The sequence below is a fragment of the Arcobacter roscoffensis genome (assembly GCF_024267655.1).
In the GTDB taxonomy this organism is placed as follows: Bacteria; Campylobacterota; Campylobacteria; order Campylobacterales; family Arcobacteraceae; genus Arcobacter_B; species Arcobacter_B roscoffensis.
Map to the genome: position 1 here is coordinate 2,456,692 of NZ_CP100595.1, position 22,790 is coordinate 2,479,481.

Below are 22,790 nucleotides of genomic sequence, written 5' to 3' on the forward strand. Positions count from 1 at the left end.
GGAAGCAAAATGAGTATATTAGTTATTGGAGGAGATAAAATCTCGCCCATTGTAAATATGTTAGAAAACCTTGGTGCAAAAACTATAAATCACTGGGATGCAAGAAAAAAATCTTCAGCTCCTAAGAAAAAAGTTCCTATGGATACTGATTGCATAGTAATGCTTACTTCTTTTTTAAACCATAATACAATGCTTAAGTATAAAAATGAAGCAAAAAGAAAAAACATCCCATTTATTTGTGCAAAAAGATCACTTTCTTGCGTATATGATGAGTATGTAAAAATTATGGGCATTACAGATTGTAGTCAATGTTACGCAAACTGTACAAAGAAAAAGGACTAATATGAGTTTTAACTATTTAAATTACTGTGATGACTTTGTTGGTTTTGATAATAATAAGGAGTTTTTACCAAAAGGCTTTGATAGTTTTAATTCTCAATACAGATTAAGACAGCTATTTTTAAACCTTAGCAATTATGTTTTAAAACCATATTGTAATTTTACAAAATATGAACAAAGAAGATTAAGTATTTATTCTCTTAAAAATGCTTTTGAGTTTAAAATAAATTCTATGCTTCCTACTTCGAATATAAAAACACACAAGATTTCTAAAAGCTTTAAAATTTGTATTAATTCAACTAAAATTATAAATAACTATTTAAACAAAACTACTAACTCAACATTCGTAACAAGTAAAAGTTTAGTTCCTGCTGCAAAACTAATTTCTCATTGTTTTATAAATAATAATATGCAGTTACTTATTGATAAACATTTACTATTTCATGAATTCGTTTTAAATAAGATTAGAAAACTTCATAAAGACAAAAATGTAATAGATTTAGGTGATTCAATTTGTATTGAAGCAAAAGATATATGTAAGCTTAAAATCTATACATCATGGAAAAATATTGAAGTTAAAAATCCAAATATAAAAGATGAACTAGAAGGTGCTATTGAGTCAATAAAAAAAGGAGATTTCAAGCAAATATATTTAGCTTATCCAAAAGATGATGAGTTTAAAAAACAAATACCTATATATGTGGATGAATTAAAAAATAAAGAGTATCAAATCAAAGCAATACCGTACTCTTTTAGATCAATTATAAGATAAAAACAGGAGATTTACAAAATGGCGACAGCTATATTTTATACAACTAGTACAGGAAATACAACAGAAGTAGCAAATAAAATTGCAGAAGAGTTAGGAGGACTTGAAGTTTTTGATTTAAGTTCTAACCTTGATAAAGTTGAACAATATGATAAAGTAATTATTGGTGCTTCTACTTGGGGTGATGGTGATTTAAATGATGATTTAGATGAAGTTTGGGATGAATTTTGTGAACTTGAATTCTCAGGAAAAAACGTAGCTTTATTTTCACTAGGTGACCAAGAAGGATATGGTGATACATTTGTAGATGCACTAGGTACTATTTATGAACAAGTGAATTCAAAAGGTGCTAATATTGTAGGTTTTACAGAAACTAGTGATTATGAATATGATGAATCAAAAGCAGAAATTGACGGAAAATTTGTTGGATTAGTTATTGATGAAGATAATCAAGATGATTTAACAGACGATAGAATTAAAGCCTGGAGTGAAGATATAAAAGGTGATATTCTATAATAAAACAAAACTAAAAGTTTAAACTTTTAGTTTTGAGTACAATCTTCGCAAGTTCCGTAAAGTTGCATAGAGTGACTTGTAATTTTAAATTTATTCTTTTTAGCTATTCTGTCTTGTCTTTTCTCTATTTCATCATCTAAAAACTCTACGATCTTACCACATGAAGTACAAATAAGATGATCATGATGAGATTTTGCATTACTCTCATATTTTTTTCCATCCGTACCAAAATTAATAGATACAATTAAGTCTACTTCTTCTAAAAAACTTAGTGCTCTATAAACTGTAGCTATTCCAATATTTGTATCTGGGTATTGTTTTTTAATTTCATTGTAAACTTCTTCAGCTGTCAAATGATCTTCAGCATTAATTAAAATACTTAAAACAATTTCTCTTTGTTCTGTGTATTTTAAACCTTTTTGTTTAACAATTTTTTTAAGTTCTTCTATTATCTCTTCGTTATCTACCATAAAAATTTGCCCTTAAACTTTATAATGCTTAATAGTATAGCCAAAGTTTGCCTAAAATACAAACACTAAATATTATCGTTTAATATAACTTCTTCTTTTAGTTCTTTTTTAGCAAGTTTTTTCTTTTTTTTGTTTTCAGGCTGATAAAGCATATGATGCCAAAGTGCAAAACCACAAAAAGCAGCCCCTGCAATAACATGAGTTTTTTTAGCTACTTTGTTTTTCATAAACATTGAAGTTACAACTGTTGCACCTAAAGTTGCAGTCATTCCTATTTTTGCAACTTCTTTTTTTACCTCTAAATCAAGCTTTTGCATTCCTTTTTTTCCTTCTTGTTCTTCTGTCAATAGTTTTTTTTGTTCCCTTTAAAGTCTCATAAGTTAGTGCTGCTGTTAAAATAGTAGCAAGTGGAAGTATAAATGGCATTTTAATCCTTTTGATAATAATTATCATAATAATAACTATTTTATCTTTAAAGTAAACTGATAACTATTATCAGGATTAAAACTATTTATTTAACTTTACGCCTCTTATTGAATTTAAAAGTAGTCCAATTGTCGTTCCATTATGTAAAAAGGCTGTCACAATAGGAGAGAATGCTCCAAAAGTAGCACCTGCTAAAATAGCTGAATTAATACCAACTGTTGCATTAAAATTTGTGTTTATCAACTTCATTGTTTTATGTGCTAACTCTTTAGCTTCAACAACAGCTGCAATATCATCTTTTAACAAGCTAACATCAGCAGTTGCCTTAGCAATATCGGCACCTTTACTCATAGAAATTCCAACATGAGCTGAAATTAGTGCAGGTGCATCATTAATTCCATCACCTACAAAGGCTACTTTATTACCCTCTTCCATCATCTTTTTTACAATTGAAGCTTTATCACTTGGTAGCAATTCAGAATATACCTCATCAATACCTAACTCTTTAGCAACACTTTGTGCTTTTTTATCAACATCACCTGTTAGCATTACAAGTTTTTTTACACCAAATTCTCTTAACTTTTCTAAAGACTCTTTTGTATTATGTCTAATTTGATCAACTAAAGAAATTGTTCCTAAAAGCTCATTATTATATGCAATATAAAGTAAGGTTTTACCTTCATCAAGCTTTTTATCAATCTTTTCTTGATGAGCTGAAAAATCTATTTTTTCATCATCTTCTAAAAAATGTCTACTTCCAATAATTACAGCTTTACCATTTACTTCTGTTTTTACACCATGAGCTACAATAAACTCAACTTCTTCATGATGCATATGAACAAAGCCTCTTTTCTTTGCAGCTTTAACAACAGCTTCTGCAACTGGATGAAAATAATGTTCTTCCGTACTAGCAGAAAGATTTAAAACCTCTTCTTCAGTCCAGTTTTCATTAAAAGATTGTACATCAACAACTTCTAAATCACCTTGAGTTAAAGTTCCAGTTTTATCAAAGATAAAAGTATCAGCACTACTTAAAGCCTCGATAGATTTTGCACCTTTTATCATAATTCCTTCATGACCTGCTTTTGAAATAGTAGATTTAAAAGCGACTGGTGTTGCTAATTTTAAAGCACAAGAATAATCAGCTTGTAAAACAGATGCCACTCTTTCAAAATCTTTGCTCATCACATAAGAAACTCCAGCAAGTCCTAGTGTAACAGGTACTAATTTATCTGCTAACTTAGTTGCTTTTAGCTGAACTAATGATTTCTCATTTAATGAGTTTTCTATATAGTGTTTTATTCTTTGTGTTGCTGTATTAGCACCAACTTGCTCAGCCCAGATTTTTAACCTACCCTCTTCTAAAACAGTCCCAGATATAACTCTGTCACCTCTTTGTTTTTTTACAGGTTCAGCCTCTCCTGTCATAGAAACTTGGTTTACACTCGCACTACCATTTACAATATGTCCATCAACAGGAACAGTACTTCCTGCTGAAACAACTACAATATCACCAACTTCAATAGTATCTGTATCAACTAAAGTTTCAACTAGTTTTCCATCAACTTCTTTTTCAAGCCAAGCTTCTTTTACATTTGGTTTTGCAAGCTCTTTTAGTAAATCATCACTTCGATGAACCGTTGTTTCTTCTATATACTCTCCAAGAGCTAACATTGCATTTGTAGAATTAGCAGCAAGATAATCTTTTCTAAATAAAGAAATACCCACAGCTGCACTTTCTAAAACTCTTGAAGTAAGTCCTTCTTTAAAAAGTTCTTGTGTTCCTTCTATTAAAAGAGGTGTCGCTGCACTACTTGAAATAGCTGCATTTATAAAATCATTTTTAATAAATCTTTCACTAACTAATGCACTAGAAGCATAAATCAAAGGTTTTAGGCTTGGTTCTTCATCACTTACACAAGACACACATACAGCTGCTTCTTCATCTAATGAACTTAATAATTCATCTGCATTTACACAAGCTAATTTATCTTCTATTACTTCACATACATCTTCATCAAAAGTAAAAATTATACTTTTAGCTTTTTTATTTATTCTAACAGAAGTTACATGCTCTATTTTTTCAAGATAGTTTTTAAGGATATTTTCATCAAGATACTCATCACTTAAAAGTTCAAACTTATATCTTGCTCTAAAAGATGTACCGTGAACTTTTCTAAAACTATTTATACTCATAATTAACCTTAATAGTTTTTAGCTTCCATTTGAGCTTTTGCATCTTCCATTCTCTCTTTTAACTCTTCCATTCCTGCTTGAACTAGTTCACTACCCTTTGAAAAACCATTGAAAATAGCTTTTTGTGTAGTTTTGTTTGTTAAAAGAAAAGTCACACCTGCGCCAATTAATGCACCCTTTACAAAATCACCATTAAAAAATGAATCATTTACATTATTTTGATTAGCTATTGGATTTTGTGCAGAATTATTTGTATCTTGATTTATATATGGATTAACTTGTTGAGTATTATTCATATTTTGATTTTGATTAATATATGGGTTTGATAAAAAAGCATTTTGAGTAGCTTGATTATTTGTCATATTTGCTTGTGGATTTATTTGTGTTTGTTCTTGTTGATTTATATTATTCATATTCTACTACCTCATTATTTTCAGTTGAACAAGAAACTGCTTGTACTTGCTCTTCACTATTAAACTTCTTATCAATCATTTCAACCGCATAAACCCCAGCAGCACCAACTGCTAAAGAAGCTAAGGCTTTGAACATACCATTTTTTTCATTTTTATATGAACTTGCAGCTACAACTGAAGCTGTTGCTATTGTTCCTTGAGTTGTTCTTTTTACCACATCATATGTAGCTTTTCTGATATTTGTTTCACCTTTTTTTATTCTCATAGCATTGATAGTACCTGCTGCAAGTAAAGATACAGCAGCTCCACTTACTAAATGATGTGTCATTACTTTTGGTTCTTCAAAATTACTTTTCATTATTTCCCTCTTCTTTCTTCTCACAACTGTCTTTACAATCTTCATCTTGAGTTTTGTTTTTATCTTTTTTATCTTTTATGCAATCAACCGTAGCTTCAACATTTTGTTTTACATTGTCTTTTACATCACTTACAAGATCTTTTGACTTATCAAAAAATTCATCTGTTTTTTCTTTTATTTTTTTACTATTATTATATGCAACTACTGCCCCTGCTCCAACTGCTACACCTAATAAAAATGGAAGTGCCATGATATACTCCTTTAATTTTCAGTATTATCTTCTTTATTCATCATGCTATTAAGTGCCATACCGCCTAAAGCACCAACTGCAAGACCACTCATCATTGACATGTTCATATTAGATAACATAGACATAATTTTATTTTGATCTATGTTTCCATTCATAGCATCATCAAGTAATTCTTGATATTGAGCCATATTATCCATCATATTTGCCCCATTTTGATTTGTACTGGGCATTTGATTATTTATTTGAGGATTTACTTGATTATAAAATGAAGCAACACAAGCTCTAAAAGCTGGTAAGTGATTGTTAAATGAAGCTGCTTGAATTCTATAAAAAAGATCTCTTACATCAGGTTCATTTACATACATAAGCAAGTCATCATATAAAGCTATATTATCAATCTCAGCAGCAACTGCGACTTCACAACACTCTTGTAATGTGTTTGGTAATTGTACTTTTACTTGCTCAACTATAGGAGCTTCTACGCCATACTTTTGCATTAAAAGTATAATCTCATTATAGTGATTTATCTCAGAGTTTATGATATTTGAAAATGGCAGTACATTTCCAAACTTTGCAATAACATTGCTATAAGTATTATAAGCTTCAAACTCGTCATTTGCAGCAATTCTTAAAGCCTGAGATAATACTGGTTGGGGGTCATTAGGATCAACTCTTTGAGCATCCAACAAGTTCTGATCTACATTTTTTTGTTGCATTTACACTACCTCCTTTGCTAGGGTGTTTATTAGTTTTGTTACTTCATCTAAATTTTTATGTGCTATTAAATCTTCCCAAAGTCTTGGTTCAAAAACAGCTGGCTCATAAGTAATTGTAACTGAAGCAATAACTTTTTTAATCTTTATTTCTTTAATACCATTTATTTTTTTTGGTAAATTCTCAATATCCTCTAGTGTGATATTTCCACCTTCATTTTTTATTTTAGGATTTACTCTTACTCTTAGTCTTCCAGGAGTGTGAGCAATAATGCTAAAATAATCTGCTATTTTTATAATATCTTCTGTACTTATCAAAAAAATTCCTTTTACTAGTAGATTTTTATATTATCTGCCTTAACTATATCTTAATATAAATCTAGACTCATTATCAAAAAGATTATATCAATATTGAACTTAATAATAATTATCAATAGCATATGAAATTAAATATTAGATTCATTTATCATTTTTACTTTATATGTATAAACTATAAGCAAGGCTTATTGTATTATAATAATCATTATTAAAGACAAGGAATAAAAATGACCCTCGATAAGTTAAATATCAATGAGTCTGCTATAGTAAAATCTATAAATTGTGAAGCTTCACTAAAAAATAGATTTAACTCTTTTGGAATAGTAAGAGGTTCTAAAATATATGTAGAAGAAGTAACTTTAACAAAAAGTACTATTGAAATAAAAATAAACAATACAAAAGTTGCTCTACGATTTACAGAAGCTGCAAAAATTGAGATTGAAAAATGCAAATAAAAGATTTTAAAGAAGAAAAAGTAATAAAAGTAGCTTTAGTTGGTCAGCCAAATGTTGGGAAATCAATGCTTATCAACTCAATCTCAAATGCTAGACTTAAAGTAGGAAACTTCTCAGGGGTTACTGTAGCAAAAGAAGAAGTTGTATTTAAATATAAAAACTACAAAATAGAAATTACAGACCTTCCAGGGGCTTACTCTTTAAATGACTATACCTTAGAAGAAAAAGTTACTAAAGAGTATTTAGAAAACTCACCTTATGACATAATTTTAAATGTACTTGATTCAACAAATTTAGAAAGAAACTTATATCTAACATCAGAATTACTTGCACTTGACAAAAAAATGATTATTGCTTTAAATATGATTGATGAAGCAAAAAAAGAGAATATTCAAGTAGATGAAAATCAATTAAGTAAAATTCTAGGTAAACCTTGTATTAAAACAAGTGCAGCACAAAACCTAGGAATAAAAGAAGTTATAGATAATATAGTAAAAAAATATGACTCTTCAAAACTTCCTACAAAACTTACTTTCTCTGATGTAATGGAAGAAGAAATTTCAAATTTAGTAAAAGTAATGGAAGAAAATGCCTTTAGAACTTCTCAAACATATAGGCAACTTGCAATTAAACTTTTAAAAGAAGATAAACAAACATATAAATATTTTCATGATGAGCCAATTTGGGTTAAACTTCAACCTGTACTTGCCCACGCTTTTGAACATTTATTTATTCATTATGATACAAAAAATATGGATGATATATTTAGTGATGAAAGATTTGCTTTTGCAAAAGGGGCTGTAACTGAAACAGTTAAACAAGAAAAAAGCATAGCAAAATCAACAACTGAAAAAATAGACTCTTTGCTTATTCACAAGTTTTTAGGTTTACCAATTTTCTTATTTTTAATGTGGGGATTATTTCAACTTACTTTTGAAATAGGAAATATTCCTATGGATATGATTGATGCGTTTTTTGCTTCGCTAATTGATGGTACAAAAGAAGCATTAGGAGATAATCAATTAAGCTCAGTAATTGCTGATGGAGCACTAGCAGGAGTTGGTGCAGTTATTCTTTTTTTACCAAATATTGTAATACTATTTTTTGGTATAGCTCTGCTTGAAACTACTGGATATATGAGTAGAGTTGCATTTTTACTTGATGGTTTTTTTCATAAATTTGGACTTCATGGAAAATCATTTATTCCTTTAGTTACAGGTTTTGGATGTTCAGTTCCTGCTTATATGGCTGCAAGAACACTTAAAAATGAAAAAGATAGACTTTTAACTTTATTTATTATAGGGTTTATGTCATGTGGAGCTAGACTTCCTATTTATGTACTTTTTGTGGGTGCTTTTTTTAATGAAGGTAATGCAGGGAATATCTTATTTATAATATATATAAGTGGAGCAATTTTAGGATTAATTGCAGCTAAGGCTTTAAAAATTATTGTATTTAAAAGTGAAGATGAACCTTTTGTAATGGAAATGCCAAAATACAGAATGCCATCATTTAAACTAATCTGGCATACTGTTTCAAACCAAGCTTTAATGTACTTAAAAAAAGCAGGTACTTATATTTTAGCAGCTTCAATTCTTATTTGGTTTGCATCAAACTATCCTAAGTACCCTTTAATTGAAGAACAATACGCTAGTAAAATAGACCTAGCAATTTCAGAAGATAAAAAAAGTGAACTATTAAATGAGTTAGCTATGTATAAACTAGAAAACTCATATTTAGGTATTATTGGAAAAGCTAGTGAGCCTTTATTTGCTCCACTTGGTTTTGATTGGAAAATGACTATTGCCTTAGAAACAGGACTTGCTGCAAAAGAAATTGTTGTTTCAACTCTTGGTATTTTATATGGCTTAGGGGAAGATCATGATGAGAGTTCAAAAGGTTTAATTGAGAAAATCAAAGATAATATTCCTTTTGCCTCAGCTATTTCATTTATCGTGTTTGTAATGATTTATTTACCTTGTTTAGCAGCTTCTATGGTATTTGCAAAAGAAGCAGGAGGATGGAAGTATTTAGCTTATTTATTTGTCTTTACAACTACAACAGCTTGGATTTTATCTTTTATTGCTTATAACATCACAAAAATAGTAGTAGGATAAAACCTATTACTATTTAAGTATAACCTTATTTCTTCCACTATTCTTTGCTTTATATAAAGCCTCATCTGCAATATTGAAATAGTCATCAAAATCTTTTTCTTTTGTACAATAAGTACATCCAAAACTAGCTGTTATTCTCAAATTATATTTTTCATAAAAAAACTCTTTTTGTTCAATTAGAACTCTTAATCTATTAGCAATCCTCTTTAAGTTTTTATATTCAGTATTTACAGCTATAATAAATTCTTCACCGCCGAATCTTCCTATTAAATCATCACTATGCAAGTGCTGTTTTAAAAGTAGTGCAACATCTCTTAAAATACAATCTCCAATAAAATGTCCATAATTATCATTTATACTTTTAAACCTATCAATATCAACAATAATCAAAGCAAAATCTTTAATATTAAGCCAATACTTACAATAATCTATAATAGTATTTTTGTTATAACAAGAAGTTAGCTCATCAACTGAGGCTTTATTTTCTAACTCTTTAATTTTTTTATTATACATAGAAACATCATTCATACAAACAATATATTTTTTAATTTCTACTTTTGATATATCAAAAACAAAATATTTTTCTTCACTATTATTTATAGTAAACTTTGCAGGCTTATCAATAGAAGAGTGAGTTTTAGCCACATTTAATAAACTCATTTTAGTTTTATTATCTAGTATTGCTATATTATTCATAAAGCTATTACTATTTTTAAAAAGATCTAAAAACTTTTTATTAGCACTTTGTATTTGTGTTCCATCTGTAATAAATATAATATGTTGTTGTGAATCTAAAACTGATTGCAAAAAATCTCTTTCTTTTTTGATATTCTCATTTTGAGATTCATAAATAGTTTTAAACATTTCATTCATTTTTCTGCTAAGATAAGTTATCTCATCATCATAAATTAATTCGATATTTTTTACTAAATCTTTTTCTTTAGAAACACTTTTTACAGTGTTTGAGATTTTTTCAATTCTACTTGTAAATATTTTATTTATAAATACAAATATAATAAAAATAAAGATGATAAAAGATGCAAAAAATAGTTCTAAAAGAAGCTTATTACTTTGCCTAATCTCATTGTAAATATTTCTCTTCATCTTTAAAAATAAATAAAAATTATCATTTAAATAGTCATTTACTTCAATATTTATATAGATATTTTCTTTTTCTTCTCTATTTATATCATATTTAAAACCGTAGCTTTCTTTATGAGTATTTTCTAAAGTGTAACTTGGTAATAAAGATACATAAGTGTTTAAAATATCTGATAATTCATTTAAGAAGTCTGCATTTATTGCTTTTGCAACAAAAATATAACCTAAATTTTCAATTTTTACCATGGAAAACATTAGTTTTTCATACTCAAAAGTAGTAAACTTCAACTTTCTACTTTTACTCAAATATTTTTCAATATCACCATCTTCAAAAAAATACCTTATATTATTTGAAATGCTCATATACTCTTTAGAACTTGTATCAAAAACCTCGCTATAGACTATATTTTTTTTATTATCAAGTAATATAAAATAAGATATATCTAAATTTGAAGCTATTTCATGAAATTTATAGTTTTTGTTTTTTTGTTTTAAAGTCTTTATAATAGCTTGATTTTTGGAATACTCATAAGCTATATTATCAAGAAGCAATTTTTTTGTATCTAAAATTTTGCCTAAACTATTCACTCTATTCTTAACTATTTCATCTTCTAAAACTAAAGTCTTTAACTCTCTATCTTTTAAAATAAAATAGATTAATATCAAAAGTAATATAAATAAAGATGTAAAAAGTAAAAAGATTTTATTGTTTATTTTCATTATAATCCTCTTATATAAAATATAAATAGGATTATAGTAATTTTTAGTTTAAATTATATTGATAATGATTATCAATAGTTATTTATTTTGACAATCTTCACAAATTCCATATATTGTCATAATATGATCTTTTAATTTAAAATTATGCTTTTTTGCTACTAACTCCTGCTGATCTTCTATCAAATCATCAGTAAATTCAATAATTTTACCACAGTTTGTACATATCATATGATCATGATGGATTGATATATTCAACTCATATCTTTTTGTGCCATCGCCAATATCTAAAGATTTTACTATATTCATTGACTCAAAAAACTTTACAGTTCTATAAACAGTTGCGATTCCTAAATCAATTTTATATAAACTTTTTGCAATATTCACTATTTGTTCAGCACTCAAATGTTCATCACTAAAATAGAGTATTTTTAATATATAATCTTTTTGAATTGAATTTTTATATCCTGATTTAGAAACAGATTTTTTAAAGTTTGACAAAAATGACTCAAAACTAATCTCATATCTTTTCACTACATAAACCCTTTGTAAACTACAATAATAGTTCCAAGTATTAATGCTAAAGCATATACTCTAAATAAATTATTTTGAAGTTTTATATTTTTTTTATATAAATTTGTTTCATTTATATTTTTCATTTTATACCTTGATAATTAGTATCATTTTTAATATGATACAAAACACTATCTTAATAAAACATTAATGATAATAATTATCGTTTTAATAAGATATTAAGTATTTTAGTTTTAAAATTTTATTTATAAAGGATTTAAAATGCTAAATGTAGGAATTAATATCTTAGGACAAGTTGCAAAAACAGCTCTATTTAGTGCTGTATCTACAAAGGTTATTGATAGTATTATAACTTCAAAAATTAATAAAAAAAATGATCATAACAAATGGATGAGAGAAACTAAACTTAACTTATTTAGTAAAATCTCAAATGAAATTTTATCTTTTGATATTAAAAATTCATCATCACAAGATGAAAAAAGATTAAAAGAAATATGTAATAAAACAGTTTTACTTTTAGATGAAAAGAAACTTATTATTGAGATACAAGAGTATTTAAAAGATTTAGCTCAAACTCAAAGAGCCTTAGTTTTTGATGAAAAAAATGAAAGTTTAATAAATAGTTTCAATAAAAAATCTATGAATTTAGTGATTAGCTTAAACAATAATTTGAAAAGAAGTTAATTTACTTCAATTCAAATTGTGTAGTATATTCTTGATTGTCAAGAATTATCTTAAAAGTCCAAGTACCATCTACTCTACCTTTTATATATCTATAATCATAAATAGAACCATGTCCAGCAGGAACTATCATTTCTCTACTTCTTGAAACCTCACCCGTAGGGTCAATCCACTGAGCTATAATAGTTTGGTCTTCAACACTTCTTTGTGTTTCAAATTTACATATAATTGAATTTTCATCTTTTAAAATAAGACAATCAACTGAAGACTCTTTCTCTTCTTCTATAAAGTTTTCATTTTCTTGCATTTGAGCAAAAGAAAATGTCACTAGAAATAAAAAAGGAATTAAAAATCTAGTCATTTTTATTCTCACTTTCTTCTATATCTATATCCATATATTTTAACAATAAATGTTTGATTGGTGCATAAAAAGTTGTCATAGATGCTACAGCTATAGCTAATTGAGCTATTTTAAATAGTGAGCTATTTTCATCTAATATTAACAATACGCCATAGTAGCTTAGTAACAAAGAAATTATAGCACAAATTACAGCCGAAACAATTACAACTATATTATAGTTCATATTTTTCCCATACAGTTTCTTCATTTATTGTAGGTCTATTTTTAAGAACTTCAAATGGCTGATATGCTTCTTTATATCCCATAGAAAAATGATCTTTTATCCAATAACCTAAATATATATAAGGAATATTCATCTCTTTTGCTATTTTAATTTGAGCTAAAATAGAAAATTTTCCAATTGATAAATCTGCATATTCATGATCATAATAACAATAAATAGCAGAGATAGATTTAGGTAATATATCTACTAAAGCAACACCTATTAATTTGTCATCTTTCATATACAAAAACTCTTTTGCATATGAAGATTTACCTTCAACATAAGATTTTGCATATTCATTTGGCTCTATTTTTGTGAAAGGCCAATCTTTTTTTTGGTTCATAAGCTCATGGTATTTGTTGTATAAATCTAAATGTTCAACTGTCATAGATGGAGGTCTAATATAAAGTTTTGTATCTTTATTTTTAGAAATTACTCTTTTTTCTGATTTTGAAAATTTATAATTTTTAACATCAATCCTCATAGATATACATTTATTACAAGCTCTACACTCAGGAACAAAGTGCATTTTACCAAACCTTCTCCAGCCTCGCTCAAGCATTTGTTGGTACTGTTCAGTAGAACAGTCAAACATATATCTATATCTTATATCAGATATTTCATTATCAAAATAAGAACACTCTCTTTGTTCTTCTATAAACTCAATATCTTTATTTAAAATATGCATTTTATTGGTTTATTTTTTCTTTAATCTCTTTTGCAATTGAAGAGATTTTATTTATTTTTTCACTATTTGATAAGCTATCATCAATTAAGTGCTTTACAAAAGCACTTCCTACAATAACACCATCAACACCTTTTACTTTTTCTTCACAAGTTTTTTCATCAACACCAAACCCAATATATAAAGGAGTTGTAGTATGTTTTCTTACATTCTCAATTACTTTTGATAAATCTTCACTTTGACCACTACCTGTAATACCTGCGTAAGCAACCATATAGATAAACTTTTGTGAATTTTCAACTACTTGCTTAATTCTGTCTTCATTATGAGTTGGAGCTACAAATGAAATATTTGCTTTATTGTATTTAGTATATAAATCTTTTAAATTTTCTGCCATTTCAAAAGGTACATCTGGAATAATTGTTCCATTTACACCAAATTCATCTGCTTTTTTTAAAAAGTTCTCAACTCCATAACTAAAGAAAGGATTCATATATCCCATCCATAAAGTATCAATATCTTTTGCTATTTTTGAAGATACTTCAAATAAATCGTCAAGTTTAAAGTTATTTGCTAAAGCTATCTGATTTGCCTTTTCAATTACAGGTCCATCAGCAACAGGATCAGAGAAAGGAATACCTAACTCCAAAATATCAACTCCTGCTTCTTTCATACTAAAAGCTAAATCTATACTAAAACTATTATCAGGAACTGATGAAGTTATATAACCAACTAATTTTTTCTGTGTGTTCTCACCCATTTAAAATAATCCTATTAAATATTTATAAAATATTACATTCTATCAAAAATCATCTTTTTTTTATATTTAATCTTCCTTCTTTAGTTTCTTTGGAAGATGTATTATGATTTTTGCTCCTAGATAAACTTCATTATTTACTTTTAACTCTTCATTTATAATTTTTATATCGCCATTTAAACTTTCATTTATTATCTTATAACACATATAAAGTCCAAGACCTGTTCCTTGTGATTCATGTTTTGTAGTAAAATATGGTTCAAACACTTTCTTTAAAATATTATCAGGTATTCCTCCTGCATTATCATGAATAGTAATAACAACACCCTCCTCAAACTCTTCAAGAAAAACTCTTACTACTCTATTTTCTTCATCTACATCTTTAAGAGCATCTTTTGCGTTATTTAGAATATTTGAAAGACATTGAATTAATTCATTCTCATAACTTTCAATTCTTAGATTTCCTTTCATTTTAGTTTGAATATTTATGTAGTTATTTGCCATAGCAGTACCTACAATATTTAAAGCTTTATTGATACTACTACTTACATTAAACTCATCTTTGAATTTGTCACCTTTTATAAAATTCCTAAAATCATCAATTGTTTGAGATAGATACTTTGAAGTATCAGTTATTTTAGTCATATCCTTTACTAAATCTTCATGATTTATTTCTAAATTCATGTCATATTTAAGTTTATAAGAACTTGATATTGAAGATATTATAGTCAAAGGCTGTCTCCATTGATGTGCAATATTTCCAATCATTTCACCTAGGGCTACCATTTTAGATTGTTCTGTGATGATTCTATTTTTATTTTCAATCTCTTGACTTTGTAAAATCTCTAAAGTGATATTTATAAGTTCTATTAAATAGTAATCACTATTATCTAGTTTTACCAAACTTACATGAATTAAAAAGTGTTCATCTTTTCCATCTTTTGATAAAATCACTTTTAAATTTTTTTCAGGCTTATTATACAAGTCTTCAACCCAAGTATTTGCATCAGTATTTAAAGAAGATATATAGCTTTGAGCATCTACTTTCTTAAATAAATTAAACATACACACATAATCTTTTTTAAAATCTTCCACATTTTCATATGAATCAAAAAAGTTCAAAAAGGCTTTATTCACCTTTGTCATTTCACTTCCTGAATGAAGAACTAACATAGTTGAAGAGCCATTTAAAATAGAATCATATTCATCTTTTTGCTTTTGAATACTTAATCTTTTTTCCACTTCTTTATTAATTTTCATCTTCAAAATAAATATTAAAATAGCTAAAGTTAAAATAACTAATAAAGCACCAATTAAATACTTCCATAAAAAAGTATAAGTTTCATTTTGTTGATACTCAACCTTTAACCATTTATCAATAATTTCATCCCTTTTTTGAATATCAATTTGATTTATACCTTTATTTAATATTGATAATAAAACTGGATTATTATTGTTAACACCAATTTTTTGATGTCCAATAGTTTCATTAAAATGAATTACATTTACTTTTAGGTCTGATATTAGATATTTCTTAATATTATGAAGTATTATAGGTAAAGGAGCAAAAATACCATCAACTTTTTCTTCACTTATTAAACTAAGAGCATCCTTGTAATTGTTTACAATCATTACTTTTATATCAGGAAAGTTTTTAGATAAATACTCTACTTCAACAGTCTGTTTTTTTACTACTAAAATTTTATTTTTAAAGCCTTTTAAATTTGAATGTTTTTGAAAATCATTTTTTGTGATAACACCCATTGGAATAGTAATATAAGGTTTTGTAAAAAGAAGCTTTTCTTTTCTTGTTTCGCTTTCATTGATATTTACAATTCCATCTATTTCATGATTCATTGCTTTATTTAAAGCTTTTGGCCAAGTATCTATATGGAAATTTATTTTTTTACCTATTTGTTTTTCTAAAGCTTCGATAAAATCTACAGAAAGACCTTTTAACTCTTTATTTTCATCAAGAAAATTCATTGGAGCATAGTCATTATCTACTCCTAAAACAATCTCATTTTTACTAAGCCAAATTCTTTCTTCACTTGTTAGTTCAAAAGATGGGTTTTTATGTTCATTTGTTATAAACCATTTTTTCTTTATTTCATTTAACTGTGAAATAGATAAAGACTCTTCAACTTTATTTATCAAAGATATAAGGATTTCATTATTCTTATTTGATGCAATATATAAACTATTTACAGATTCATTTTCTTTTATATACTTTAAATTTGTAATATAATTTTCTAGCATCACATGTTGTAGTGAACCCAATGTTCCATGACCTATATCTGCAAAACCATCAGATACAGCCCTTACAACCTCTGTACTATTTTTAAGCGCTAAAACTTCAATATTTGGGTATTTTGCTTGTATTAATTCATCAACAAAATAGTCTTTTACAATAGCTAATTTCTTACCATCTAAATCCTCAAAACTATCTACTATTTGATTATCTCTTCTTAAAACAAAGCCATTAGTTATTTTAAGAAAACTATTTTTTGTATACAAGAAATCATTTTCTCGTTTTTTTGTTTTTGCTATATTTAAAACCAAATCAAGCTCATTTGCTTTTAATTTATCTAAAGCACTACTCCAAGAAATATCCCTAACAAACTCTAATTCCAAACCTAATTCATCTGCTATTTTTTTAATATAATCAATTGAATATCCCATGGGTTTATCATTTAAAATATAGTTATATGGAGCCCAATCTTTTTCATTATAAACTTTTAAAACTTTTTTATTTTCTATCCAAGCCAATTCTTCTTTTGTAAAAGTCTTTAAGACTTTATTTTTCTTTTTCTCAAATGCTAATTTCCATTTTTCTTTTAAATATAACTCTTCTTCATATTTAACTTGTGATATTGCAATATCAAGTATTTCTTGAAATATTTGCCAGTCTTTTCGAACTCCAATTCTTTCAAAATATTTAGAAATACCTTCTATCTTTGCTTCTGCACTTATTGCTACATTTGTTATAAAATGTTCATTTATTAAGTGTTCAAAAGTAGAAGCCATACCAACAGTAGCATCAGCCTGACCAGTTGATACAGCTTTTAAAGCTTCTAAATTATCTTTTGAAAATAATAACTTTACCTCTGGATAATATTTTGTAAAAAGTGATTCAAAATAATAACCTTTTGGAATAGCTAAGGTTTTACCTTTTAACTCTTCAATTGAGTTAATTGCTTTATCTTTTTTTGAATATATAAAAGGATAGGATTTTAAATAAGGTTTTGTAAAACTCAAATACTCTTGTCTTTCATCTGTCTTCACAACATTTAAAACTATATCAATTTCTTTCTTTTTTGCCATTTCAAGATATTCATCCCAAGAACGACCTTGAGTGTACTGTACTTTTATTCCAAGTTTTGAAGCAAGTAGATCCATAAAATCTATGGAATATCCCTGAGCAATACTATTTTTGCTAAAATTTATAGGAATATAATCAGCTTCATTTTGAGCAACAATAACAGGATGTTCTTTAAGCCATAAAGTTTGCTTTTCGCTAAGTCCTGAAACACTAATATTTGCATAGAGATTTATAACAAGTATTGTAAAGAATAAAATTAATTTTTTAATCATATGTATAATAACCTTTTTTCGTTACTTTAATGTAGCTTTATATTTATTAATTTTTTCTAAAACAGCGCCTACTTTACGATAATGTTGGAATAATTTAGATACAATATTTAGAAATTTATATACACTATTAGGAAAACTTAAAATGAGTATTATCAAAAATGATTTTGAAAAAATGAATGTAACAAAAATAAAAAAAGCTAAAAATAATAAAAAACTTACAATGATTACAGCTTATGATGCACTTTTTGCGAAACTATTTGAAGAGATTGCTGATATGATTTTAGTAGGTGATAGTTTAAACATGAGCTTCGCTGGAAAGCCAGATACTTTATCTGCAACACTTGATCAAATGATTTATCACACAAATGCAGTTTGTACAGGAGCACCTAAAGCCTTTGTAATTTTAGATATGCCTTTTGGAACTTACAACAATGAAAATGACGCTTTAAACAATGCAGTAAAAGTTTACCAAGAAACAAGTGCAGCAGCAGTAAAAATTGAAGGTGGAGAAGATAGAGCACATATTATCAAACATCTAACATCAAATTCTATTGCTGTTATGGGACATATTGGACTTATGCCTCAGTATGTGAGAAGTGAAGGTGGATACAAAGTAAGAGGAAAAACACCAGAAGATACAGAACAACTAATCAAAGATGCAATTGCAGTTGAAAAAGCAGGAGCTTTTGCTGTTGTTATTGAAGGTGTCATGAGTGATGCTGCTAAAAAAATTAGTGAAGCTGTATCTATTCCTACTATTGGTATTGGTGCTGGAAACGTGACTGATGGACAAGTTTTAGTTTGGTCTGATATGCTTGGTTTCTTTGAAGAGTTTAAACCAAAATTTGTAAGACACTACATGAATGGTGCAGAAACTGTAAAAGAAGCAGTAAATCAATATAGAAGTGATGTTCAAGACTCGTCATTTCCTGCAAAAGAGGAAGAGTACTAAGAATGGAAAGAGTTGTAGAAGTTGAGCAAGTCTCTTTTGAAGAGGATAATGCAGAAGTTAGTTTACGTCCTTCTTCATGGGATGATTATATAGGTCAAGAAAAAATCAAGAAAAACTTAAAAGTTTTTATCGAAGCTTCAAAAAAAAGAGCTGAAGCTTTAGATCATATACTTTTTTATGGACCTCCAGGACTTGGTAAAACTACTATTTCATATCTTATTTCAAATGAAATGAACACAAACATCAAAATTACAGCAGGTCCTATGATAGAAAAATCAGGGGATTTAGCTGCAATTTTAACTAACCTTGAAGAAGGTGATATTCTTTTTATTGATGAGATTCACAGACTTAGTCCTGCTGTTGAAGAGATACTTTATCCTGCAATGGAAGATTATAGACTAGATATTATTATAGGTTCAGGACCTGCTGCTCAAACTGTAAAAATTGACTTACCAAGATTTACTTTAATTGGTGCAACAACAAGAGCTGGAATGCTTTCAAATCCTTTAAGAGAGAGATTTGGTATGCACTTTAGAATGCAATTTTATACTCATGCTGAACTTGCAAAAATCATTCAAAAAGCTTCTGTTAAGCTTGAAAAAAACTGTGAAGACGATGCCGCACATGAAATTTCAAGAAGAAGTAGAGGAACACCAAGAGTTGCATTAAGACTACTTAGAAGAGTAAGAGATTTTGCTGAAGTTGAAAATGAAAACTCAATTCATTTAAAAAGAGCTCAATATGCACTTGATGAACTTGGAGTTAATGAAACAGGTTTTGATGAGATGGACATAAACCTACTTGAACTTCTAGTTTCAAATAAAGGTAAGCCAATGGGACTTTCTACAATGGCGGCTGCACTTAGTGAAGACGAGGGAACTATTGAAGATGCAATTGAGCCTTATCTTTTAGCAAATGGATATATAGAAAGAACGGCAAGAGGAAGAATAGCTTCTGTGAAAACATATGAAATGTTTAGATTATCTTATCCAGGAAGTGAAAAACTTCATGAAAATCAAGGACAGCTTCTTTGAAACCAGTCTACTTTTTAATTGCTATTGCTATAGTTACAATCTTTTTTATGGTGGAATTATTCTCTCCATTTTTAAAAGCTATGTTTGTAGCCTTACTTTTAGCAGTAGCAACAAACTCTTTGACTTTTTTCTTAGAGAATAGATTAAAAAGTAGAATAGCCTCGACATCTTTTATGACTCTTGGCTTAGCTGGAATATTTTTTATTCCCGTTATGTATTGTATTTTTTCCTTTGCAAATGCCTTTAAAGGAATTGATCAAAAACTGCTTATAAATAGTTTTGAGAAACTAAAACTTTGGGTTGAAAACATATCAGAAGACTTTCACTTTTTAAAAGACCTTTTAAATCAAATCTTAGAAAAAATCGATGTGGGACAACTAGCTCAAAACATCATATCTACAGGAGCATATCTAGGGAAAAACTCCGCATCTTTTATGATGGATATGGTTATGATACTTATATTTTTCTTCTTTTTTACATTATATGCACAAAGTCTTTCTACATATGTAAAAGGCTTATTACCTATAAAAAAAGATGATTCAATTATTCTTTTCTCAGAATCATCAAATGTAATGACAGTAGTTTTATACTCTATTTTAGTTACTGCTGTATTTGAAGGGTTTTTATTTGGTTTCTTCCTAACATTTTATAGATATGATGGCTTACTTTTTGGGGTTTTATATGGTTTTGCATCACTAATACCTGTAATTGGAGGAGCTATTATGTGGGTTCCAATAGCTATTTATGAAGCAGTGACAGGAAGCATAACAAACGCTATTGTAATAGCTGCTTATTCTATTTTAATGATTTCTATTTTTGCAGATACCTTTGCTAAACCTATAATCATAAAATATATAAACCAAAAAATAGTTAGAAGTCCTACTAAAATAAATGAAATTTTAATCTTCTTCTCTATTGTAGCTGGACTATCAACTTTTGGCTTTTGGGGTATGATTATAGGTCCTGCTACAGTGACATTTTTTATCTCAATAATGCACTTAGTTAAGAAGTATTCTGATGAATTTAAAGAGAATATACCCTAAGGTATCATTTCTCTTTAATTCTTAAATTTTTAGATTTCAAGCTCTTTATTTGCACTTTCATGACCTAAATACTCATGGGCTAAATAAGAACTTCTAGCATATGGACTTGAATGAACAAACTTAAACCCCATATCTAAAGCAAGTTGTTTATATCTTTCAAATTGCTCAGGTCTAACAAACTCTTTTACCTTAGCATAATCGCCACTTGGAGCTAAATATTGACCTATACTTAAAAACTCACAACCAACATCAAGTAAGTCTTTAAAAACTTGAATCATCTCTTCTTCTGTTTCCCCTAGTCCTACCATAAGTGCTGTTTTTGTTTTTATTTTATTTTGACCTAACTCTTTTAATCTTTTTAAAACTTGAAGTGATCTTTCATAAGAAGCATTTCTTCTTATTTTGTACATACTAGGTACTGTTTCGATATTATGACCTATGATAACAGCTCCTGAATCTATTACCTTTTGAAGAGACTCTTCTTTTGCTTTAAAATCTGGTATTAAAACTTCTACTTGTGTTCCAGGTGATTTTTCTAAAATATCACGAGTAACCCTATAAAATTGACTAGCTCCTCCATCTGGTAAATCATCCCTAGCTGGACTTGTAATTACTACAAATTTTAAACCAAGTTGTATTACTGATTTTGTAACCTGTTCTATTTCTTCTAAATTAACCTCTGTTGGAAGTCCTGTTTTTACATTACAATAAGTACATCTTCTTGTACAAATATTTCCTAGGATTAAAAAAGTTGCATTTTTCTTAGAAAAACACTCACTAATATTTGGACACTTTGCTTCTTGACAAATAGTATGCAATCCACCTACTTCTTTTAAAAGCGATTCCATCTCTTTTTGAGCACTTGGATTAATCTTTTTTCTAAGCCACTCAGGTTTCCTAAATTTTACTTCTTTTTTTGGAGCACTACTAGTAAACGAAGTCATATTTTTCCTTTAGTAATTTTTTTTCTTCTTCTTTTTCTTTATCATTTAATTCTGAATTTATTAAATCCACATTAAAAGTCTCTTGAAATGACTCAATTAAAAGCTTTGTAGCTTCATCATATGTTAAGTCAATTCCTAAATCCTCTAGTGTAAGTCCTATTCTATTATCAAGAACTTTTTTATCATTTACAGAATATAAAGGAATTGAACCATGCTGAAACACAAGTCGTTTTGTTCTTCTTTGTGCATTTCCACCTATTTTATCTTTATCTATTAAAATATCATAAGCTTCAAATCCAACTTGACAAAACTCATTTTTACTTAAATTTACATCTTCTATATCTTTAGCATAATTAGCATCAAGTCCAAGTTTTTTATAAAAATTAATTAGAAAGTAACAAATCTTTTCATATGATTCTTTAATCTTATAATCTTTAAAATAGCTACTTGGTAAGACCAAAGAGTATGATAAATCATGTCCATGAAAAAGTACTCCTCCACCTGTAACTCTTTTGGCAATATCTTCACTAAAATCATTTAAATAAGAATAATCTTTAATATCCTGAGAAATACCAATAGTTATGGATTTACTCCAGTGGTAAATTCTTAAAATAGGAGAAGAACTTTCATTAAAATTCTTAATTAAAGCCTCATCTTTACACATATTTACTTTTGCTAAATTTTGGCTATTTATTATTACTCTAAATGATGATTTTTCATCAATCAATATAAAACCTTTTTTTAATATTTTTCTATTATATTTGATATTCTTTCTATTTTCACTT

At 27.7% G+C, this 22,790-nt stretch carries 28 protein-coding genes; 9 read left to right on the forward strand and 19 right to left on the reverse strand.

The genetic code is table 11. The features are described from left to right. Positions 1-9: 9 nt before the first annotated feature. From NJU99_RS11680 to NJU99_RS11690, 3 genes are read left to right on the forward strand one after another with little or no spacing between them, the layout of a single operon-like run. Positions 10-342, forward strand: a complete 333-nt coding sequence (locus tag NJU99_RS11680) for a DUF2325 domain-containing protein (protein ID WP_254576085.1) — start codon at positions 10-12, stop codon at positions 340-342. A 1-nt stretch (position 343) separates the two neighbouring features. Further along, positions 344-1,111, forward strand: a complete 768-nt coding sequence (locus tag NJU99_RS11685) for a hypothetical protein (RefSeq protein ID WP_254576086.1) — start codon at positions 344-346, stop codon at positions 1,109-1,111. Between the two features lie 18 nt (positions 1,112-1,129). Then, positions 1,130-1,624 carry a flavodoxin gene (locus NJU99_RS11690; protein WP_254576087.1) on the forward strand — a complete coding sequence of 165 codons (495 nt, stop codon included), beginning with the start codon at positions 1,130-1,132 and terminating at the stop codon, positions 1,622-1,624. Between the two features lie 26 nt (positions 1,625-1,650). Here the strand turns inward: NJU99_RS11690 and NJU99_RS11695 are convergent, their stop codons facing one another. The 9 genes from NJU99_RS11695 to NJU99_RS11730 all read right to left on the reverse strand — a co-directional run bounded on the left by NJU99_RS11695 (position 1,651) and on the right by NJU99_RS11730 (position 6,768). Continuing rightward, positions 1,651-2,094 (reverse strand): Fur family transcriptional regulator, encoded by a 444-nt coding sequence (locus NJU99_RS11695; protein ID WP_254576088.1) that lies wholly within the window; start codon positions 2,092-2,094, stop codon positions 1,651-1,653. 65 nt (positions 2,095-2,159) lie between these two features. After that, positions 2,160-2,411: a hypothetical protein gene (locus tag NJU99_RS11700; protein ID WP_254576089.1), complete on the reverse strand. Its 252-nt coding sequence runs from the start codon at positions 2,409-2,411 to the stop codon at positions 2,160-2,162. Beyond that, positions 2,398-2,520 carry a hypothetical protein gene (locus tag NJU99_RS14925; protein ID WP_283256425.1) on the reverse strand — a complete coding sequence of 41 codons (123 nt, stop codon included), beginning with the start codon at positions 2,518-2,520 and terminating at the stop codon, positions 2,398-2,400. The genes NJU99_RS11700 and NJU99_RS14925 overlap by 14 nt, the downstream gene beginning before the upstream one ends. An 81-nt stretch (positions 2,521-2,601) precedes the next feature. Beyond that, entirely contained in the window at positions 2,602-4,716 is a 2,115-nt protein-coding gene (locus tag NJU99_RS11705; RefSeq protein WP_254576090.1) for a heavy metal translocating P-type ATPase, read from the reverse strand. Positions 4,717-4,724: 8 nt separating this feature from the next. After that, entirely contained in the window at positions 4,725-5,129 is a 405-nt protein-coding gene (locus NJU99_RS11710; RefSeq protein ID WP_254576091.1) for a YtxH domain-containing protein, read from the reverse strand. Further along, positions 5,122-5,487 carry a hypothetical protein gene (locus NJU99_RS11715; RefSeq protein ID WP_254576092.1) on the reverse strand — a complete coding sequence of 122 codons (366 nt, stop codon included), beginning with the start codon at positions 5,485-5,487 and terminating at the stop codon, positions 5,122-5,124. The genes NJU99_RS11710 and NJU99_RS11715 overlap by 8 nt, the downstream gene beginning before the upstream one ends. Next, positions 5,477-5,737 carry a hypothetical protein gene (locus tag NJU99_RS11720; protein WP_254576093.1) on the reverse strand — a complete coding sequence of 87 codons (261 nt, stop codon included), beginning with the start codon at positions 5,735-5,737 and terminating at the stop codon, positions 5,477-5,479. The genes NJU99_RS11715 and NJU99_RS11720 overlap by 11 nt, the downstream gene beginning before the upstream one ends. A gap of 11 nt (positions 5,738-5,748) precedes the next feature. Further along, complete coding sequence (locus tag NJU99_RS11725; RefSeq protein ID WP_254576094.1) at positions 5,749-6,453, reverse strand: ferritin-like domain-containing protein; 705 nt, start codon at positions 6,451-6,453, stop codon at positions 5,749-5,751. After that, positions 6,454-6,768, reverse strand: coding sequence for a hypothetical protein (locus tag NJU99_RS11730; protein WP_254576095.1), 315 nt, complete (start codon positions 6,766-6,768; stop codon positions 6,454-6,456). Between the two features lie 227 nt (positions 6,769-6,995). On the opposite strand from NJU99_RS11730, the gene NJU99_RS11735 reads away from it, so the two are divergent. Then, positions 6,996-7,223, forward strand: coding sequence for a FeoA family protein (locus NJU99_RS11735; protein ID WP_254576096.1), 228 nt, complete (start codon positions 6,996-6,998; stop codon positions 7,221-7,223). Further along, positions 7,214-9,340 (forward strand): ferrous iron transport protein B, encoded by a 2,127-nt coding sequence (feoB, locus tag NJU99_RS11740; protein WP_254576097.1) that lies wholly within the window; start codon positions 7,214-7,216, stop codon positions 9,338-9,340. Before NJU99_RS11735 ends, feoB begins: the two co-directional genes overlap by 10 nt. Before the next feature lie 9 nt (positions 9,341-9,349). Here feoB and NJU99_RS11745 read toward each other — a convergent pair whose 3' ends face one another. From NJU99_RS11745 to NJU99_RS14930, 3 genes are all read right to left on the reverse strand, one after another. After that, positions 9,350-11,161, reverse strand: coding sequence for a sensor domain-containing diguanylate cyclase (locus NJU99_RS11745; protein ID WP_254576098.1), 1,812 nt, complete (start codon positions 11,159-11,161; stop codon positions 9,350-9,352). 78 nt (positions 11,162-11,239) lie between these two features. Then, a complete protein-coding gene (locus tag NJU99_RS11750) occupies positions 11,240-11,692 on the reverse strand; it encodes a Fur family transcriptional regulator (RefSeq protein WP_254576099.1) in 453 nt (150 codons plus the stop codon). Beyond that, the gene (locus NJU99_RS14930; protein WP_283256426.1) at positions 11,692-11,817 is read right to left on the reverse strand and encodes a hypothetical protein; all 126 of its coding nucleotides are present in this window, start codon (positions 11,815-11,817) and stop codon (positions 11,692-11,694) included. The genes NJU99_RS11750 and NJU99_RS14930 overlap by 1 nt, the downstream gene beginning before the upstream one ends. Before the next feature lie 136 nt (positions 11,818-11,953). On the opposite strand from NJU99_RS14930, the gene NJU99_RS11755 reads away from it, so the two are divergent. Then, positions 11,954-12,376, forward strand: coding sequence for a hypothetical protein (locus NJU99_RS11755; protein WP_254576100.1), 423 nt, complete (start codon positions 11,954-11,956; stop codon positions 12,374-12,376). Position 12,377: 1 nt separating this feature from the next. Here the strand turns inward: NJU99_RS11755 and NJU99_RS11760 are convergent, their stop codons facing one another. The 5 genes from NJU99_RS11760 to NJU99_RS11780 form a co-directional block, all read right to left on the reverse strand. Beyond that, positions 12,378-12,734, reverse strand: a complete 357-nt coding sequence (locus NJU99_RS11760; RefSeq protein WP_254576101.1) for a hypothetical protein — start codon at positions 12,732-12,734, stop codon at positions 12,378-12,380. Next, entirely contained in the window at positions 12,727-12,879 is a 153-nt protein-coding gene (locus NJU99_RS11765) for a hypothetical protein (RefSeq protein WP_254576102.1), read from the reverse strand. Before NJU99_RS11765 ends, NJU99_RS11760 begins: the two co-directional genes overlap by 8 nt. 67 nt (positions 12,880-12,946) lie before the next feature. Further along, positions 12,947-13,684 (reverse strand): arginyltransferase, encoded by a 738-nt coding sequence (locus NJU99_RS11770; protein WP_254576103.1) that lies wholly within the window; start codon positions 13,682-13,684, stop codon positions 12,947-12,949. Position 13,685: 1 nt separating this feature from the next. After that, the gene (gene trpA, locus NJU99_RS11775; RefSeq protein ID WP_254576104.1) at positions 13,686-14,441 is read right to left on the reverse strand and encodes a tryptophan synthase subunit alpha; all 756 of its coding nucleotides are present in this window, start codon (positions 14,439-14,441) and stop codon (positions 13,686-13,688) included. 66 nt (positions 14,442-14,507) lie between these two features. Then, positions 14,508-18,032 carry a transporter substrate-binding domain-containing protein gene (locus tag NJU99_RS11780; protein ID WP_254576105.1) on the reverse strand — a complete coding sequence of 1,175 codons (3,525 nt, stop codon included), beginning with the start codon at positions 18,030-18,032 and terminating at the stop codon, positions 14,508-14,510. 142 nt (positions 18,033-18,174) lie between these two features. On the opposite strand from NJU99_RS11780, the gene panB reads away from it, so the two are divergent. From panB to NJU99_RS11795, 3 genes are read left to right on the forward strand one after another with little or no spacing between them, the layout of a single operon-like run. After that, positions 18,175-18,984, forward strand: a complete 810-nt coding sequence (gene panB, locus NJU99_RS11785) for a 3-methyl-2-oxobutanoate hydroxymethyltransferase (protein ID WP_254576106.1) — start codon at positions 18,175-18,177, stop codon at positions 18,982-18,984. A 2-nt stretch (positions 18,985-18,986) separates the two neighbouring features. Continuing rightward, the gene (gene ruvB / locus NJU99_RS11790; RefSeq protein WP_254576107.1) at positions 18,987-20,018 is read left to right on the forward strand and encodes a Holliday junction branch migration DNA helicase RuvB; all 1,032 of its coding nucleotides are present in this window, start codon (positions 18,987-18,989) and stop codon (positions 20,016-20,018) included. Beyond that, positions 20,015-21,061 carry an AI-2E family transporter gene (locus NJU99_RS11795; protein WP_254576108.1) on the forward strand — a complete coding sequence of 349 codons (1,047 nt, stop codon included), beginning with the start codon at positions 20,015-20,017 and terminating at the stop codon, positions 21,059-21,061. The genes ruvB and NJU99_RS11795 overlap by 4 nt, the downstream gene beginning before the upstream one ends. A 29-nt stretch (positions 21,062-21,090) precedes the next feature. Here NJU99_RS11795 and lipA read toward each other — a convergent pair whose 3' ends face one another. Then, on the reverse strand, positions 21,091-22,005 hold the full coding sequence (gene lipA, locus NJU99_RS11800) for a lipoyl synthase (RefSeq protein ID WP_254576109.1): 915 nt from the start codon (positions 22,003-22,005) through the stop codon (positions 21,091-21,093). Continuing rightward, positions 21,989-22,732, reverse strand: coding sequence for a lipoate--protein ligase family protein (locus NJU99_RS11805; RefSeq protein ID WP_254576110.1), 744 nt, complete (start codon positions 22,730-22,732; stop codon positions 21,989-21,991). Before NJU99_RS11805 ends, lipA begins: the two co-directional genes overlap by 17 nt. Between the last annotated feature and the right edge of the window lie 58 nt (positions 22,733-22,790).

Bases quoted from the DNA above. Each gene is read 5' to 3' on its own strand.
- NJU99_RS11680 (WP_254576085.1), top strand. From the start codon at position 10: ATGAGTATATTAGTTATTGGAGGAGATAAAATCTCGCCCATTGTAAAT.
- NJU99_RS11685 (WP_254576086.1), top strand. From the start codon at position 344: ATGAGTTTTAACTATTTAAATTACTGTGATGACTTTGTTGGTTTTGAT.
- NJU99_RS11690 (WP_254576087.1), top strand. From the start codon at position 1,130: ATGGCGACAGCTATATTTTATACAACTAGTACAGGAAATACAACAGAA.
- NJU99_RS11695 (WP_254576088.1), bottom strand. From the start codon at position 2,094: ATGGTAGATAACGAAGAGATAATAGAAGAACTTAAAAAAATTGTTAAA.
- NJU99_RS11700 (WP_254576089.1), bottom strand. From the start codon at position 2,411: ATGCAAAAGCTTGATTTAGAGGTAAAAAAAGAAGTTGCAAAAATAGGA.
- NJU99_RS14925 (WP_283256425.1), bottom strand. From the start codon at position 2,520: ATGCCATTTATACTTCCACTTGCTACTATTTTAACAGCAGCACTAACT.
- NJU99_RS11705 (WP_254576090.1), bottom strand. From the start codon at position 4,716: ATGAGTATAAATAGTTTTAGAAAAGTTCACGGTACATCTTTTAGAGCA.
- NJU99_RS11710 (WP_254576091.1), bottom strand. From the start codon at position 5,129: ATGAATAATATAAATCAACAAGAACAAACACAAATAAATCCACAAGCA.
- NJU99_RS11715 (WP_254576092.1), bottom strand. From the start codon at position 5,487: ATGAAAAGTAATTTTGAAGAACCAAAAGTAATGACACATCATTTAGTA.
- NJU99_RS11720 (WP_254576093.1), bottom strand. From the start codon at position 5,737: ATGGCACTTCCATTTTTATTAGGTGTAGCAGTTGGAGCAGGGGCAGTA.
- NJU99_RS11725 (WP_254576094.1), bottom strand. From the start codon at position 6,453: ATGCAACAAAAAAATGTAGATCAGAACTTGTTGGATGCTCAAAGAGTT.
- NJU99_RS11735 (WP_254576096.1), top strand. From the start codon at position 6,996: ATGACCCTCGATAAGTTAAATATCAATGAGTCTGCTATAGTAAAATCT.
- feoB (WP_254576097.1), top strand. From the start codon at position 7,214: ATGCAAATAAAAGATTTTAAAGAAGAAAAAGTAATAAAAGTAGCTTTA.
- NJU99_RS11745 (WP_254576098.1), bottom strand. From the start codon at position 11,161: ATGAAAATAAACAATAAAATCTTTTTACTTTTTACATCTTTATTTATA.
- NJU99_RS14930 (WP_283256426.1), bottom strand. From the start codon at position 11,817: ATGAAAAATATAAATGAAACAAATTTATATAAAAAAAATATAAAACTT.
- NJU99_RS11755 (WP_254576100.1), top strand. From the start codon at position 11,954: ATGCTAAATGTAGGAATTAATATCTTAGGACAAGTTGCAAAAACAGCT.
- NJU99_RS11760 (WP_254576101.1), bottom strand. From the start codon at position 12,734: ATGACTAGATTTTTAATTCCTTTTTTATTTCTAGTGACATTTTCTTTT.
- NJU99_RS11770 (WP_254576103.1), bottom strand. From the start codon at position 13,684: ATGCATATTTTAAATAAAGATATTGAGTTTATAGAAGAACAAAGAGAG.
- trpA (WP_254576104.1), bottom strand. From the start codon at position 14,441: ATGGGTGAGAACACACAGAAAAAATTAGTTGGTTATATAACTTCATCA.
- NJU99_RS11780 (WP_254576105.1), bottom strand. From the start codon at position 18,032: ATGATTAAAAAATTAATTTTATTCTTTACAATACTTGTTATAAATCTC.
- panB (WP_254576106.1), top strand. From the start codon at position 18,175: ATGAGTATTATCAAAAATGATTTTGAAAAAATGAATGTAACAAAAATA.
- ruvB (WP_254576107.1), top strand. From the start codon at position 18,987: ATGGAAAGAGTTGTAGAAGTTGAGCAAGTCTCTTTTGAAGAGGATAAT.
- lipA (WP_254576109.1), bottom strand. From the start codon at position 22,005: ATGACTTCGTTTACTAGTAGTGCTCCAAAAAAAGAAGTAAAATTTAGG.